The 13,970-nt window shown below is 55.5% G+C and carries 12 protein-coding genes; 3 read left to right on the plus strand and 9 right to left on the minus strand.

Annotation, left to right across the window (positions count from 1 at the left end; translation table 11 throughout):
• The first annotated feature begins 379 nt into the window (after window positions 1-379).
• On the plus strand, window positions 380-2,749 hold the full coding sequence (locus K0A93_00750) for a hypothetical protein (GenBank protein ID MBW6510629.1): 2,370 nt from the start codon (window positions 380-382) through the stop codon (window positions 2,747-2,749).
• A 183-nt stretch (window positions 2,750-2,932) separates the two neighbouring features.
• Here K0A93_00750 and K0A93_00755 read toward each other — a convergent pair whose 3' ends face one another.
• The 9 genes from K0A93_00755 to K0A93_00795 all read right to left on the minus strand — a co-directional run bounded on the left by K0A93_00755 (window position 2,933) and on the right by K0A93_00795 (window position 10,978).
• The gene (locus K0A93_00755) at window positions 2,933-3,640 is read right to left on the minus strand and encodes a sulfite exporter TauE/SafE family protein (GenBank protein MBW6510630.1); all 708 of its coding nucleotides are present in this window, start codon (window positions 3,638-3,640) and stop codon (window positions 2,933-2,935) included.
• A 60-nt stretch (window positions 3,641-3,700) separates the two neighbouring features.
• Window positions 3,701-3,847: a cbb3-type cytochrome oxidase assembly protein CcoS gene (gene ccoS, locus K0A93_00760; GenBank protein ID MBW6510631.1), complete on the minus strand. Its 147-nt coding sequence runs from the start codon at window positions 3,845-3,847 to the stop codon at window positions 3,701-3,703.
• Between the two features lie 2 nt (window positions 3,848-3,849).
• On the minus strand, window positions 3,850-6,243 hold the full coding sequence (locus tag K0A93_00765; GenBank protein MBW6510632.1) for a heavy metal translocating P-type ATPase: 2,394 nt from the start codon (window positions 6,241-6,243) through the stop codon (window positions 3,850-3,852).
• Between the two features lie 2 nt (window positions 6,244-6,245).
• Window positions 6,246-6,692, minus strand: a complete 447-nt coding sequence (locus tag K0A93_00770) for a FixH family protein (protein MBW6510633.1) — start codon at window positions 6,690-6,692, stop codon at window positions 6,246-6,248.
• A 47-nt stretch (window positions 6,693-6,739) separates the two neighbouring features.
• Entirely contained in the window at window positions 6,740-7,993 is a 1,254-nt protein-coding gene (locus tag K0A93_00775; GenBank protein ID MBW6510634.1) for a 4Fe-4S binding protein, read from the minus strand.
• Window positions 7,994-8,058: 65 nt separating this feature from the next.
• Window positions 8,059-8,523: a cytochrome c gene (locus K0A93_00780; protein MBW6510635.1), complete on the minus strand. Its 465-nt coding sequence runs from the start codon at window positions 8,521-8,523 to the stop codon at window positions 8,059-8,061.
• Window positions 8,524-8,541: 18 nt separating this feature from the next.
• On the minus strand, window positions 8,542-8,682 hold the full coding sequence (locus K0A93_00785; GenBank protein MBW6510636.1) for a cbb3-type cytochrome c oxidase subunit 3: 141 nt from the start codon (window positions 8,680-8,682) through the stop codon (window positions 8,542-8,544).
• Window positions 8,682-9,560, minus strand: a complete 879-nt coding sequence (locus K0A93_00790; protein ID MBW6510637.1) for a cbb3-type cytochrome c oxidase subunit II — start codon at window positions 9,558-9,560, stop codon at window positions 8,682-8,684. Before K0A93_00790 ends, K0A93_00785 begins: the two co-directional genes overlap by 1 nt.
• Window positions 9,561-9,562: 2 nt before the next feature.
• A complete protein-coding gene (locus K0A93_00795; GenBank protein MBW6510638.1) occupies window positions 9,563-10,978 on the minus strand; it encodes a cbb3-type cytochrome c oxidase subunit I in 1,416 nt (471 codons plus the stop codon).
• A 420-nt stretch (window positions 10,979-11,398) separates the two neighbouring features.
• Here K0A93_00795 and K0A93_00800 point away from each other — a divergent pair, with 420 nt between their 5' ends.
• Entirely contained in the window at window positions 11,399-12,925 is a 1,527-nt protein-coding gene (locus K0A93_00800; GenBank protein MBW6510639.1) for a HAMP domain-containing protein, read from the plus strand.
• A gap of 33 nt (window positions 12,926-12,958) precedes the next feature.
• Window positions 12,959-13,927 (plus strand): polyprenyl synthetase family protein, encoded by a 969-nt coding sequence (locus tag K0A93_00805; GenBank protein ID MBW6510640.1) that lies wholly within the window; start codon window positions 12,959-12,961, stop codon window positions 13,925-13,927.
• Window positions 13,928-13,970 lie beyond the last annotated feature (43 nt).

Consider the following 13,970-nt stretch of genomic DNA (forward strand, 5'->3'; position numbering starts at 1 on the left):
GCCAAAAGTGAGAAACTCGCCATTTTACAAACACGGGATACGTGCGTCCGGGATTCACGTTAAAAGCTAACCATTTAATTTTAAGAGATTATAGATTCAGCTTGACAGGCGGACTATAGAATGTCCCCCTTCTGCCTCTACTCTACCCCTTCTGCCCCCCTTCTGCGCGCAAGACTTTATCGTGAAATAAACTCTATTATTTTTTCATATTACAGGTTAATATGCCAGATTAGTATTGTCTTAGTGTCTTGTGGTTGGCGAGTTTTATCCCAGGTGCTTTTTACGAGCGGAGAGTAATTCCTCATTTTGGTGATGAAACTGTTCGAGTTGCTTGATCGTACGGTGGCTGGCGTAGTTGTCCTAGCAGGAGGTCATTTCAATGTCTAAACAATGGTCCACATTCACTCTTGTGCTTCTGGCATCTTTTCTTCTGTCGAGCTGCGGCAGTGAACAAAGTAGCGATTCTGCGACCCTGGCGCCGTTTTCTGCCGTCGGTGCGCAGAAAACCGGCGATTGTACATCGTGTCACTCCATCGATGTGCATACCAACGTCAGTGGCATCGCCGGGGTGAACAAGGCCGCAGACGGTTCTGCTTCGGCCATAACGCATGACTGTGAAGATTGTCATGGTGGCGGTCAATATCATCGTGGTGTGGGTCCCATTCCATATCCGGCCCCCGACGGTTCGCGTTGCGTTACCTGCCATGCCGATCAGGTAAACGCGGTACTTGCCACCAAGCATAACGCGCAAGAGCCCGATAATGCCGCAATGCTTGCGACGAGTCATGAGACCAACTACTGTCAGCGTTGTCATACGGCTGAGGGCTCGCGGGTTTTTGCTCAGGTGATCGGCAATGCTGATGTTTACGCCTACAATTCGGTCGTTAATCCGGCCGGACGCATTGGCGTGGGGGGAGAATTTGAACCGCTGCCCAGTAAAGATTCTTCGACAAACCCGCTGTTGCACAATCCGACCTGTGCCGCTTGTCACAATCCGTTGACCAAAGAACTTGTTTCGATTCCGGGGTGGAACCCGAATGGCAACGGGGTGGCGGACCAGTTCGACATGTGTACCAGTTGTCACACGCTTAAACTTAACGACGGCACCTTGCTTGGCTCCGGACTGCCGCTGGAAGATGGCGCCGGAAGATTAACTGAAAAATTCTATCATAATACGTCCTGGTATCGAACGCTGCTCTCGACCCATCGCGACAATCCGGATACCGGTTCGGTGGGTGACACAGACGGCAATGCCGGGAACGGTATTACCGACGCCGCTTCTCCCATCGAAGGGTACGTCATTCGCGAAAAGAGTGCAAACCCCTGTTTCGATTGTCATGGTCATAACTTGCTGACCAATACCAATAACCTCACTCGTAAATTGAGAAATAACAACGGTTCCGGTTACGCGGAAGATCCTGCTGTTGAAAAAACAGTTTATACGGAGTGGGCCGGGTCTGCTCATGCTGGTGGATTGCTGAAAGCGAAGTACGCTGCGCAGATGACGGGCAACAAACACCCGGACACTGATGCTTTGGTTCTGCGGGACGCGCGGATGACGCAACTGGTTTCAGACGCTGCGGTTCAGGATGCTCCCCTCGGCAACGCCTGGGTTCATTACAATTGGGATCGTTCCGGGCGTGCTGCCTGTCAGATGTGTCACACTGCAACCGGTGCCGCCAACTTCTTGAACGACCCGGCAACTTATGACGCTGCCAATAACAATTTTGACCATCTCTCCGGCTGGACCGGCAACGAAGCCAATGGTTCTCCGCAGAACGAAGTCCTTTACTGCTGGGCGTGCCATAGCAATGCCGGTGAAGGTGCATTGCGCACACCGGGTGCGATTACCCTGGCTTATCAGGCGGACGGCGCAGATATCACTCTGCCCGACATGGGTAACTCCAACGTTTGCTACAACTGCCACAGTGGTCGTGGCAACATGGGCTCACTCCTCGGGGCAGCTACTGCCGACCCGGCTGGCGCCGCTGTTACCGGTGGCACCAAGACCCACTACTTCGCCAGCGGTGCCACCATTTACCAGGCATTGACCAAGATCGGCTACATGTATGCCGGTCTGAGCTACACCGACAAATCCTACTTTGCCCACAATAGCCTCGGCTGCGCTGAGTGCCACATGACCGGAGACACTCCGACCGACCAGGCCAGCCATACCTTTGATGTGGTCGAAAAGGACGCCACTACTGGCGTTATCACGGCAATTGCATCGAAGAAATGTGTTGAATGCCATGATGGTGAGCACGCCCTGTTCGTCTCCGATTCTCAGATTGGCGACACGCTGAATATATGGAATGGGAGTGCGGCTGTCCCGACTGTCGTGACGCAGTTGATGGCTGATGATGCAGCTGCCGAGATGGAGCACGAAGCCCACGGCTATCACAATGCTATCGAGGTGCTCGGTGCAGTTCTGACTGCTGCGGGGACACCGCCACAGGCCGGTTACCCCTACTTTAGTGGAACGGCTACCGATCAGGGCCACGGTGGTGCAATGCACAACTGGAGCTACCTGCATCATGAACCGGGTGCCTATGCCCACAACCGCTTCTACGCCAAGCGCCTGATTTTTGATTCTATTGACTGGCTGACCAATGCCACGAATGGCAGCGTTGATGCAGCCGGCAGCAGGACCCTCAACGGGGCCATATATCTTGATCCTGCTACCTATGGCGCAGCCATCACATGGCTCGGTGGCGACACAACTACGGGGATTGTCAGCACCCGGCCGTAATCTGGCTGATTATCACTAAGAATGATATTGCCGGGCCCTTCGGGGCCCGGTTTTTTTGGTTTGCCCAGCGTAGCTGGCAAACCCGGCCCGTTGAAAGATACGGGCGTCACCCCGATCAGGGGGAAGACAATCTGAATCGCAAGGGCGTTGCTGGTAACGCTTGTTCAGCCCTTGTTTTTCTCCCTATCCCATATCCATCCCCGCCGCCTTGCCGATCCAGCCGAACATTTTCAGATGCCGATAGAGGTTGTAGCACCCCATCAATGCCACCATTGCCCCCGCAGCACGAATCATCCAGCGATGTGATGCCATGCCGAGACGTTGCGCGGCGGTGCCGAACAGCAACAGTGCCGGGGCGGTGCCGAGGCCGAAAAAGAACATGGTCAGTGCGCCTTTGACTGGTGAGGCACTTTGTGCGGCGGTGATAAACATGGCGTAAAGAAAACCGCACGGTAAAAAACCGAAAAGCATCCCCAGCGGGAGCGCGGCAAGGGCAGGGGGCAAGTGGTTGCGCAACGAACCGACCGCTTGACTCATCGCTTGCAGTGGGCCGGGAAATTCCAGTTTCATCACATTCAGCCAGGTCAGCAGCCCGGCGGTACCGATGCCGATGAGGATGACAAAAAGATCAGAGCCAAGGAGCAAGTAGCGGGTGATCTGCCTGAAATGGTCGGTATAGGCCATGGCCGAGCCAACCCAGCCGACGGCCAAACCGATAACCGTATAGGTCATTGTGCGCCCCAGGTTGTAGAGGAGGTGGAATGTTATCCCCCCGGCGCGACCGTCGTGCGACAAGGACAATGCCCCCACCAGTCCGCCGCACATGCCAATACAATGGCCAAAGCCAAGCAGCCCGGTCATGAATGCCATTGTGTATAAAGGGTCAATCATCGTTGCCTCCATAAATCGGGTTTTGATTATTCTGTTTCATGCGTGAAATTGTTACGCGTTTTATTCATCGTCATCATCCAGCATCCGATGCTTCGGCCCTTCAATATCGTCAAAATCACCCCGCCTGACGGTGTGCATGAAAAACAGCCAGGCACCGAGCCCGATGCAGAACGACAGAATAATTAAAATCACGATCGATTTAAACATCGTCAGTCCTTTCTGATCCGTTTGAGTCGCAGCGAATTGGTCACGACGCAAACGGAACTGAGCGCCATGGCTGCTGCACCGTAGACCGGAGCAAGTTTGCCGCTGGCGGCGAGGGGGATGGCCACCAGATTGTAGCTGAAGGCCCAGAGCAGATTTTGGCGAATAATGCGCACTGTCTGCCGGGCCAGACGCAAGGCGAAAGGGATGTTCGTCAGGTCGGCACGGGCAAGCACCAGATCAGCGCTTTCAATGGCGATATCGGTTCCTCCGCTGATGGCACAACCGACGTGGGCACTGACAAGGGCCGGTGCGTCGTTGATGCCGTCGCCAACCATTAGCGTATGTTGCCCGCTACGTTCCGCATCTTTAATCAGCGCCACTTTGTCCGCCGGGGTCAGTTCAGCGTGATACTTGTCCAGCCGGAGGATGGTGGCAATGTGCGCGGCAACACCTGTTTGATCGCCGGTCAGCAGCAGCGTCCCCAGCCCCATTCTTTTCAGGGCCGCGACGGCGGTTGCGGCTTCGTCGCGGAGTTGATCGGCAAGACTGATGCAACCAATATATTTTCCGTGCAGGGCAACGTGGACTTCGCTGCGCTCGTTTTCAGTCCGCGCGGCGGTGATTCCCTGTTCATGAAGATAGCGCCAGCTCCCGGTCAGCAGCAGTCCTTCGTCGGTCTGCAGTGCCGTCCCGCGTCCCGGAATCGTTTGGACATGCGCTACGGGAAGGGTGCTGACGCCGCGTTCCACAGCCGCTTGAATAATGCCGCGCGCCAGCGGATGGGAACTTCCGGCTGCGGCGCGGGCGGCAAGTTCGAGTAAACGTTCTGCGCTGCATTCATGGGGGGAAAGGTGTGTCACCAGCGGGCGACCGTCGGTGAGCGTGCCGGTTTTGTCAAAGGCGACCAGATCGACCTGAGCGCAACCTTCAAGGATATCGCCGCCGCGAAAAAGGATGCCGTGCTCGGCGGCATTCCCGGTTGCAACCATCACCGCCATCGGCGTTGCCAGGCCCAGTGCGCAGGGGCAGGCGACGACCAGAACGGTAATCGCATGGAGCCACCCGCCGGGCTGGTCAAACCAGTAGAGCCAGGTCCCGACTGCAACCAGCAGGACCAGCGGGATAAAGATCATGGCGACACGGTCCGCCAGACGTTGCAGCGGCGCTTTGCACGCCTGAGCCTGTTCGACCAGTCGGGCGACGCGGGCAACAAACGATTCATTGGCGACTGCGGTGACCAGAATTTCGACACTGCCGCTCAAATTCAGTGTTCCGGCAACAATTTTCATGCCCGGTTCACGCACCACCGGCAGCGGTTCGCCATTGACCGCGGCCTCGTCCACTTCGGTACATCCGCTGAGAATCTGGCCATCGACGGGGAAACGTTCCCCGGCGCCGACCAGAATATGATCAGCAATCAGCAACTGATGGCTGTCGACCTCGGTAACACCCTCGCCCGTTATTCGTCGGGCGCGGCAGGGTGCGAGTTGTAAGAGGCGATCAATCCCCGATGAGGCCTGGCGGCGCGCCCCGCTTTCGTAAAGACGTCCGGCAAGAATCAAGGTGACAATCATCGCGGCGGTGTCAAAATAGACTTCACCACCCTGGCTCAGGGCATAAAGACTGTAACTGTAAGCGGAAACGGTGCCGAGGGTAATCAGCAGGTCCATATTTGCACTGCGGTTGCGCAGACTGAACCAGGCTCCACGCAGAAAGGGGAAACCGCCATAGAAGACGACCGGGGTCGCGACCAGCGCCGCAAGGATTTGCAGTAACTGGCGCGTGTCGGGGTCGATGCCGCGCAGATAGCCGCCGTACAGGGCAATAGAAAACCCCATCAGCTGCATGGAGAGGAATGCCGCGGTGCCGAAACGCAAGAGCAGGGAACGGCGCTCGCGTTCAGCCGCGCGTTGCAGTTCATCGGGGGTGTAGGGGCGAGGCAGATAACCGATTTCTGCGAGGCGGGTGCAGATCCCAGCCGGGGTCGTTCGGGTCGGGTCAAAACCGACCAGGAGCCGATGCGTCGCGAAATTAACCCGCGCGGTGATGATACCGGGATGTTCGTCGAGCAGTCGTTCAATCAGCCAGACACAGGCGGCACAATGAATCCCCTCGATGATCAGACTGATCTCGCTCTTGTCACCAGCGTGGGTGACATATCGTTGCAGGTAGTCGGCATCAAATTGCCGGGTAAAAGCTTCACGGATAATCCCTGCCTTACGCTCACGGCGACGGTAAAATGACTCCAGCCCCGCTCCGCGGATAATCAGATAGGCCCCACGGCAGCCGTGACAACAGAAATTCAGCACGTCATCATCCACCGTTTCCGTGACCCGTTCAGCGGGGGGGAAGGGGAGATCACAGTGGATACAGCGCAGTTGAGGGTTTTCGGCCATCATCACGCTTCCGGGAGATTAAGGAGCAATTGTCGTTCGAGGCGCGCGCCCTGATGTTCAAATTCAATCAAAACCCTGCATTCGCCATGCAGCGTAGCGGGGAGTTGAAGGCTATAACGACCGCTACGCTCCTCGGCAAGTCGATACTGCTGCACCGCCGAACCATCGTTCGGGAAGATGAGGAGCACCCCGTCAGCGGCACTGACCGGTTGCCTGCCGTTATCGAGAGCCACGCTGAGTTGTCGCCCGGCGAGGGTCGATGTGACCTGCCAGCCCAGGGTTCTTGCGGCATTTTTTTCAATCTGGGTCTGGTTGTAGCGTAACCCCTTGCTGTAATAATCAGCATCGGTGACGCGGCTCCCTTTCGTGCTCGCCTGCCAGGTGGCCCAGACGGAGAAGGCGAGGAAACAACCGATAAGGAGCAGAATCAACTGTTGATAACGGTTCATGATGTGGGTCCCGTTTAGTTGGCCGTTTCAGTACGCTTGAAGCGGTATTATTCAGCAGGTGGCGGCAATGCTGGTAATTGTGCCGCTGCGCTGGCGACGATGGTTTCCTTGTCAAACAGGATAAATTCGATGTCTCGTCGTTGCGGCAGGGGAGAACCGACAACGACCACATCCAGGCGCCGATTTTCTCCCGGCTTGAGAAAGATTTGCGCGACCGGCCCCTTGACGGTCAGCGGCGACGGGTCGGTGCTGCGCACCTGCACGCGGTACATTGTGGTGAGTTTAGCGCGATTATTAACCCAGAGGTTGAAAAAAGTGGCCTGTTGACCGTCCGCGAGCAAACGACTGGCAACGGTGTGGGAGTGCGCCACTTTCAAGGTTGCGGACGAACGATTGTGAACGGCAAACAGGAGCATGATCGTCAGGGCGAGCGTCGCACCAGTCAGCAGCAGGCGGCGCGGGGTGATTAAATCGCCAGCGCCGGTCGCGTGACGACCGAAACTGTAGCGGATCAAACCCGGTTCGTTACGTCGCGCCATGACCTGGCGACAGGCATCCAGACAGCGACCGCAGTTGATACAGGCGATCTGCTCACCGTCGCGAATATCGATCCCCATTGGACAGGCCCGCGCACAGGCGCCGCAATCGATGCAGCGCGCAATCTCAACAGCGGGGCGCTGAAGAGTCAACGTTGACTGATCGGCAAGCGCGCTTTGAAATCGCCCGTAAGGGCAGAAATCATGGCACATCAAGCGGCGCAGAAAGGCAAGGTCCAGGTAGACCGTCGCTGCGACGATGAGCAGCGTTCCGCTGGCAATCATATCCAGCTTGCCGTGCAGCAGCTCGCTGAAAAAGCGCGGCGGTTCGATAAAATACCAGAGCAGATTGGCCGCGACCAGCAACGACAAGGTCAGATAGATACCGTGAAGAAGAACCCGGTGAGAAGATGGCCCGGTCAGCGAGTTCCCGTCGACGGTGAGGTGCAGACGCCGGATCAGCCATTCGGTCATATCGTTGAGGGTGGTTTGCGGACACCCCCAGCCGCACCAGACCCTGCCAAAGGTCAACGTCATCAGCAGGAAACCGAAAGTGAGCGTCAGGGTGAAAAAGAGGAACAGATACAGTTCCTCGATCCGCAAGATTTGCCCGAAGAGGTGGAGGCTGAGGGTGGGCAGATCGACCCGCAGCAGACTGACTCCGCCGGGACGCACCCACGGCAGCAGCAGGATGAACAGGGTGGTTGCCCACTGCAAGGCGCGGCGGCGTGGCCCGATAAACGTCGTGAGGGGACGGTCAGTCATGGTATGTGGTGATTGTTTCTGAAAAAACGCGATGGGGGAGAAGTTGCCTTCTCCCCCATCGCGTATCAAAGTTTGAGGAGATACTCTGCCAGGGCGGAAATTTCCGCGGCACTGAGCTGATTGCCGAAGTTGGGCATGCCGTTCGGACGACCGGAGGTAATGCTTGCTTTGATCGCGGCGACATCTTTACCGTAAATGTAGGCGGCGCCGTGCAGGGCGGGACCGATCCCTCCCTCGCCGTGACTACCATGGCACACCGCACAGTTGTCGGCGAATAACGTGGTCGCATCGATCGAGACGGGAGCTGTCGCTGCCGGGGCTGCCTGCTCGACCTGCGTCTTGTGCTCGGTCATTTTCTGTTGAAATTCAGCGTCGGACGACCACCCTGACAAGAGGTAGTAGGCCATAAAGATGACCGCCCAGATAATCAGTCCGAAAAAGAGGATATAGAAATAGACTGGCGGTCGTTGTTCGCGGTCCTCAATGATACCGTCAGCGTGCTCGTCGTGGTGCGGATCGTTGCTGCTCATAGTTTATCCTTTGGCAAATTAGTCGTCATCAAGCATGGTGTATTTGGGGGCCTCCCCCGTTTTTTTATGCTTGCCGCGATAGGTGTGGATGACGATAGCGACAAAGATTGCAAAGAGACCGAAGGTCACTCCGAGGTAGAGGATCGCGCCCCAGTCCATTACGGATGATCCTCCCGCTGAACGTAGTATTTGACGAAATTGGTGATTTTCCAGACCTTGTCCGTCCCCAGACTGGAGAAGGCCGGCATGCCGCCATCCGGGATGCCGTTGAAGATCAGGCTGAACAACTCCTCATCGGTATAGTTCGCGCCCTCCAGCTGCGGCCCGATTTCGCCCTCCAGATGCTCCCCGTGACAGGCCGCGCAATGGTCGCTGTAAATAGCTTCCCATTCCTCCATCGACCGATGAGCGGTGTCCGGGTAGGGGTTTTTTAACTCACCGATAATAGTGACTTCAGCCGCTTTGCGCCACGCTATGTCGCTACCGAGTTTCTGCAGATAGGCGACAACGGCGTCGAGCTCATTCTTGTCCTTCAGCTGCGCGAGTTGCTCCTGGGTATAGGGAAAGCCGAGAACCTTCATTTTACGTTCGCTCATGACCGGATCGAGGGTATTTTTGCGCAGCCAGGCATAGTCGTACATGTTCGATTTTGGCACCATTGAACGGGGGGAATCCATGTGCTTGTAATGCCAGGCGTCGGGATATTTCCCGCCGATACGGGCCAGGTCGGGGCCGGTGCGTTTGGACCCCCAGAGAAATGGCCGATCGTAAACGAACTCCCCCGATTTGCTGTAATCACCGTAACGCAATACTTCGGTGACCAGCGGACGGATCGTCTGGGTATGGCAATTGTTGCACCCCTCGCGAATGTAGATGTCGCGCCCTTCCTGTTGCAGGGGGGTATAGGGGGTCACACTTGCAATCCGGTCCGCTTCGGTATTGACCCAGGCGAAAGGCAGAACCATGGTGATCGTTGTTCCGACCAGGATCGCGGCCGTGGCGAGAACGATCAACAGCAGCGGTTTCTTTTCCCACATGATCAGTCCCTCCCCGCAGCAGTTACGATCGGTGCAACGACTTCTTTCCCGTTACGAACCGTCATGAACAGATTGTAGATGAAAATGACGATCCCGAGAAAGAAAATGAAACCGCCAGCCGCGCGTGCCCACCAGTAGGGGTACATTTCGACCATCGTTTCCATAAAGGTATAGGTCAGGCTACCGTCGTTGTTCATTGCATTCCACATCCCCGCTTGCAGGACACCGGCAACCCACAACGAAATGGACCAGACGAGTTGGCCGACCAGTGCCAACCAGAAATGCATGTTGGCAAGAGGAACGCTGTACAACTCGCGGCCATAAATACGCGGGACCAGATAATAGATGGAAGCGTAACTGATCATCGAGACCCAGCCCATCGTCCCCATGTGGATGTGCGCGGGAACCCAGTCGGTGTAATGGATAAATGCTGAAAAAGAGCGAATCGCCTGCATCGGGCCTTGCAGCGTTTGCAGTCCGTAGAAAGTCAGACCGATGATCAGGAATTTGACCAGATAATTCTCTCTCATCTGATGCCACTGACCGTTCATCGACAGGTAGCCGTTAAAAACGCTCCCCCAACTGGGGGCAATCAGCATCACCGAAAAGCCCATCGCCAGCGTCTGCACCCAGTCCGGCACCGGTGTCCAGAGCAAGTGGTGGGCACCGGTCCAGAGGTACATAAAAAGCAGTGACCAGAAAGCGATGATCGACAGACGGTGACTGTAAATCGGCACGCCGGTTGTCTTTGGCAGAAAATAGTAGAACATCGCCAGTGGCGGGGCGGTCAAGGCCATGGCGACAGCGTTATGGCCGAACCACCAGTGAACATTGGCGTCGTTGGTGCCGGCGTAGGCGGAGTAAGATTTGAAGAGGGACACCGGGAGCGCCGCCGCGTTGACCAGATAGAGAATCGCCACCCCGATTAATGCCGCCATCATGTACCAGAGTGAGATGTACATCTGCTCCTCTTTGCGTTTAAGGATGGTCATGATGATGTTCACCGCGAAAACCACCCAGAGGATGACGACCATCACGTCAATCGGCCACTCCATCTCATGGTATTCTTTCGAGGTGGTATAGCCGAGCAACAGGGTGATGGCTGAAGCGATAATCGTTGCGTTAAAGAACCAGAGCTGAAACTTTGCCAGTTTATTACTCCACAGCGGGGTTTTACAGAGGCGTTGCACCATATAAATGAAGGTGGCGAAGATGACCCCGACGCCCCAGCCGTAAATACCGGCGTTGGTGTGAATCGGACGCAACCGCCCGAAGGTCAGATAGGGGGGGAAATTCAAGTCAGGTTCGACCATTTGCAGGGAGATGATCACTCCGACCAAAACGGCAACCAGCCCCCACAGGAGACTCCAGTTGACAAAACTTCTGACAATGTCTGTATTGTAAACAGGCTTTTCCATGGAACCTCCAGCATAAAAAATTTACTGAATGATAGCCAACCTCGCCTGAAAGTCAAGCATCTGGAACAACACATTTTTTAAAGCCTGATTGAGAGGTGAAACGGTCACTCAGAATGAGCCGTTGAAAATTATTCGAGTGTTTGATGATGTGCTCGCAAAAAAGAATTAGATGGCTAAGCAAAAATTTTGACCTACAAGGCTGGGTGGTTTTTCAGGGGCGAAGACCTACATCAGGTAGGTCGAGGTCCTGAAAAACCGGCGTAACGACGTAGGGCGGACTTTTTGCAACGCCATCTTTGATGACAGGGTAAAAAGTGGCCAGAGGGGTCGCAGACAAAAATGGTTGGATATTCAGAAGCACCTTGCTCCGTTTAAAAAAATGTGTTTTTATCGGCGTTCAAATTGTGTGACAGGATGCGCATGACCCTCGGTAAAAAACTCTATCTCTATACCAGTGCGGTGCTGGTTTTGTCGTTGTTGCTGGTGCTGCTGGTGCTGGAACGTCAGCAGGCGCGCATCTGGAAGGACTATCTGCTGACGCGCAATGTTTCCTTTGCACGTTTTGCGACGCCTGAGCTCCTGAAAATTTCTCGCGGAAATTTTTTCCGTGACCACGAGATGACAGCGGTTTACGATTTTCTCGGCTATAATCGTGAACTCATACAATTCTCGATCATCACCTCCAGGGGGGGGCATGATTTTCTTTCCTTCCGCTTCCCTGATTTTATCGATTCTTCCTTTGATCCGCGCAGCGCGGTGAGTGTCGGGAAAGAATTTGAAACCCACGGGGTGGTGGGACGAACGTTGCGGTCGGTTGATGGCGGGCAGGTGCTGGAACTGACGGTCCCGGCGTTCGGTCCGACCGGGGAACAGTTGTTGTCGGTTCGTTACTGGATTGCTTACGACAGTGTCGATGCTCGTCTGGCTGAACTGCGACGGCAGTTTTTAACCATCGCATTGGTGGCCGTGATCGGTGTATTAATCGTTGCTGCTGCCGTTGCGCGGCGCGTAACGCGACCGCTGAAGCAGTTGACCGATGGCGTGCGGGCAGTGGGGCGGGATGAGCTGATGACCCGGATTGCGGTTGGCAGCCGTGATGAAATCGGTGCCTTGGCCACAGCTTTTAATGACATGGCTGCCAGTCTGGCGCGGAGTCGTGCTGAATTAACGACTAAAAACGAGGAGCTGTTGCGCGGCAATCAAGAGTTGCGCGGGTTGCAGGAACAACTGGTTCGCTCCACGCGACTGGCGGTTATCGGCCAGCTGGCGGCGGGGGTGTCGCACGAAATAGACAACCCGGTCGGGATCATCCTTGGCCACGCTGAATTACTCCTTGAAGAGTTGCCGCAGGGTGATCCGCAGGCCAATGATTTACGGGCGATTATCGACGAATGCAAACGTTGCAAGCGGATCACCGGCGGATTGCTCAGTTTTTCACGCAGCGGTTCGGTGCGGCATGAAGCCGTCTACTTTAACCAGCTGATTCGGGAAACGGTTACGTCCTTACAACCGCAGAAAATTTTCAAGCGCATTACCTTCAGTTTTAAGATGGATGAAGACCTCCCGCCGATTTGGGGGGATGCCGACCAGTTGCGTCAAGTGCTGGTTAACCTGTTGCTCAACGCTGCTCAGGCCATGGACGGTGAAGGGCGGATTGATTTCACTGTGCGTACCGCTGACGAGTCGTTACTGATCGATATCGACGACACTGGTCCGGGGATTTCCCCCGCTGAACGGGAACGCATTTTTGAGCCGTTTGTCTCAACCAAGCCGCCCGGTGCCGGAACCGGGCTCGGTTTGTCAATCTGCCGCCGTTTGATCGATGATCACGATGGACACATCCAGGTGCTGTCGGCGCCGACTGGTGGCGCACGGTTTCAGCTGATTTTGCCGTTGGTTGACGCTGAAAAAAACTTTGACAACCAACCCTTTGATTCATTAGGATAGACCGAATTTTCTTCCTGCGAGGCCAACTACCCGATGCAAACAGTCATGGCACTGATTCGTGACGATCTGGAACAGGTCGAAGCGCAATTTAAAAAAGATCTCGATTCACAGGTATCCCTGATTCGCAAAGTCGGCGAATATGTATTGTCGAGTGGTGGCAAGCGTGTTCGGCCAATGCTGTTGTTGCTGAGTGCCCGTCTGGCCGGTTATCAAGGTTCTGCGCATGTCAGCCTGGCGGGGGTTATCGAATTCATTCATACTGCGACCCTGTTGCATGACGATGTGGTCGACAGCGCGGTCCTGCGCCGTGGCAATGAATCCGCCAACACTGTCTGGGGGAATCAGGCCTCGGTGCTGGTCGGCGATTTTCTTTTGGGCCGTTCTTTTTCGGTGATGGTGGAGAATGGTGATCTGGATGTGTTGCGGGTTGTTTCCGAAGCCTCGACGCAGATGGCGGAAGGGGAGATGCTGCAACTGATCGGCTCTTGCGATATCGATATGGACGAGACGCGTTATCTTGATGTGATTCGCAATAAAACCGCCGCGTTGATTGCTGCGGCCTGTCGTTGCGGTGCGATTCTCGGGCGTCTTGATGCAGCGTATGAAGAGGCGCTCTCAAGGTTCGGCATGGATCTCGGTATCGCTTTTCAGATGATGGACGATGCGCTTGATTATGTCGCTGACGAAGAGGATTTCGGCAAGACCCGTGGCCACGATCTTGCCGAAGGAAAGATGACCCTGCCACTTATTCATACGCTTCAGAACTGTTCTTCCGCCGAACGAGAGCGGGTCGAGGAGATTATTGAGCGTGGTGAACTGTCCCCGCAAGAGTTGGCGGAAGTATGTGCTCTGATTGCCAGTTACCGCGGGATTGATTATACGCGGCAGCGCGCGCGCGAGCAGATTGATTCTGCCAAAGGCCGCTTGGCACCATTTGGCAATAATGTGGCGAAAGACGCGCTGTTTCGTCTGGCCGATTATGTGGTGGAGCGCACCCGATAAACCTCTCTTCCTTCTGCAGCAGCTTCTCGATTTATCTTTTCCC

The organism is Desulfuromonadaceae bacterium (assembly GCA_019429445.1).
Lineage (GTDB): Bacteria > Desulfobacterota > Desulfuromonadia > Desulfuromonadales > JAHYIW01 > JAHYIW01.

Excerpts from the sequence above, each read along its gene's own strand:
- K0A93_00805 (MBW6510640.1), top strand. The coding sequence starts at position 12,959 with ATGCAAACAGTCATGGCACTGATTCGTGACGATCTGGAACAGGTCGAA.
- K0A93_00775 (MBW6510634.1), bottom strand. The coding sequence starts at position 7,993 with ATGACTGACCGTCCCCTCACGACGTTTATCGGGCCACGCCGCCGCGCC.
- K0A93_00785 (MBW6510636.1), bottom strand. The coding sequence starts at position 8,682 with ATGGACTGGGGCGCGATCCTCTACCTCGGAGTGACCTTCGGTCTCTTT.
- K0A93_00790 (MBW6510637.1), bottom strand. The coding sequence starts at position 9,560 with ATGTGGGAAAAGAAACCGCTGCTGTTGATCGTTCTCGCCACGGCCGCG.
- K0A93_00770 (MBW6510633.1), bottom strand. The coding sequence starts at position 6,692 with ATGAACCGTTATCAACAGTTGATTCTGCTCCTTATCGGTTGTTTCCTC.
- ccoS (MBW6510631.1), bottom strand. The coding sequence starts at position 3,847 with ATGTTTAAATCGATCGTGATTTTAATTATTCTGTCGTTCTGCATCGGG.
- K0A93_00755 (MBW6510630.1), bottom strand. The coding sequence starts at position 3,640 with ATGATTGACCCTTTATACACAATGGCATTCATGACCGGGCTGCTTGGC.
- K0A93_00765 (MBW6510632.1), bottom strand. The coding sequence starts at position 6,243 with ATGGCCGAAAACCCTCAACTGCGCTGTATCCACTGTGATCTCCCCTTC.
- K0A93_00795 (MBW6510638.1), bottom strand. The coding sequence starts at position 10,978 with ATGGAAAAGCCTGTTTACAATACAGACATTGTCAGAAGTTTTGTCAAC.
- K0A93_00780 (MBW6510635.1), bottom strand. The coding sequence starts at position 8,523 with ATGAGCAGCAACGATCCGCACCACGACGAGCACGCTGACGGTATCATT.
- K0A93_00750 (MBW6510629.1), top strand. The coding sequence starts at position 380 with ATGTCTAAACAATGGTCCACATTCACTCTTGTGCTTCTGGCATCTTTT.
- K0A93_00800 (MBW6510639.1), top strand. The coding sequence starts at position 11,399 with ATGACCCTCGGTAAAAAACTCTATCTCTATACCAGTGCGGTGCTGGTT.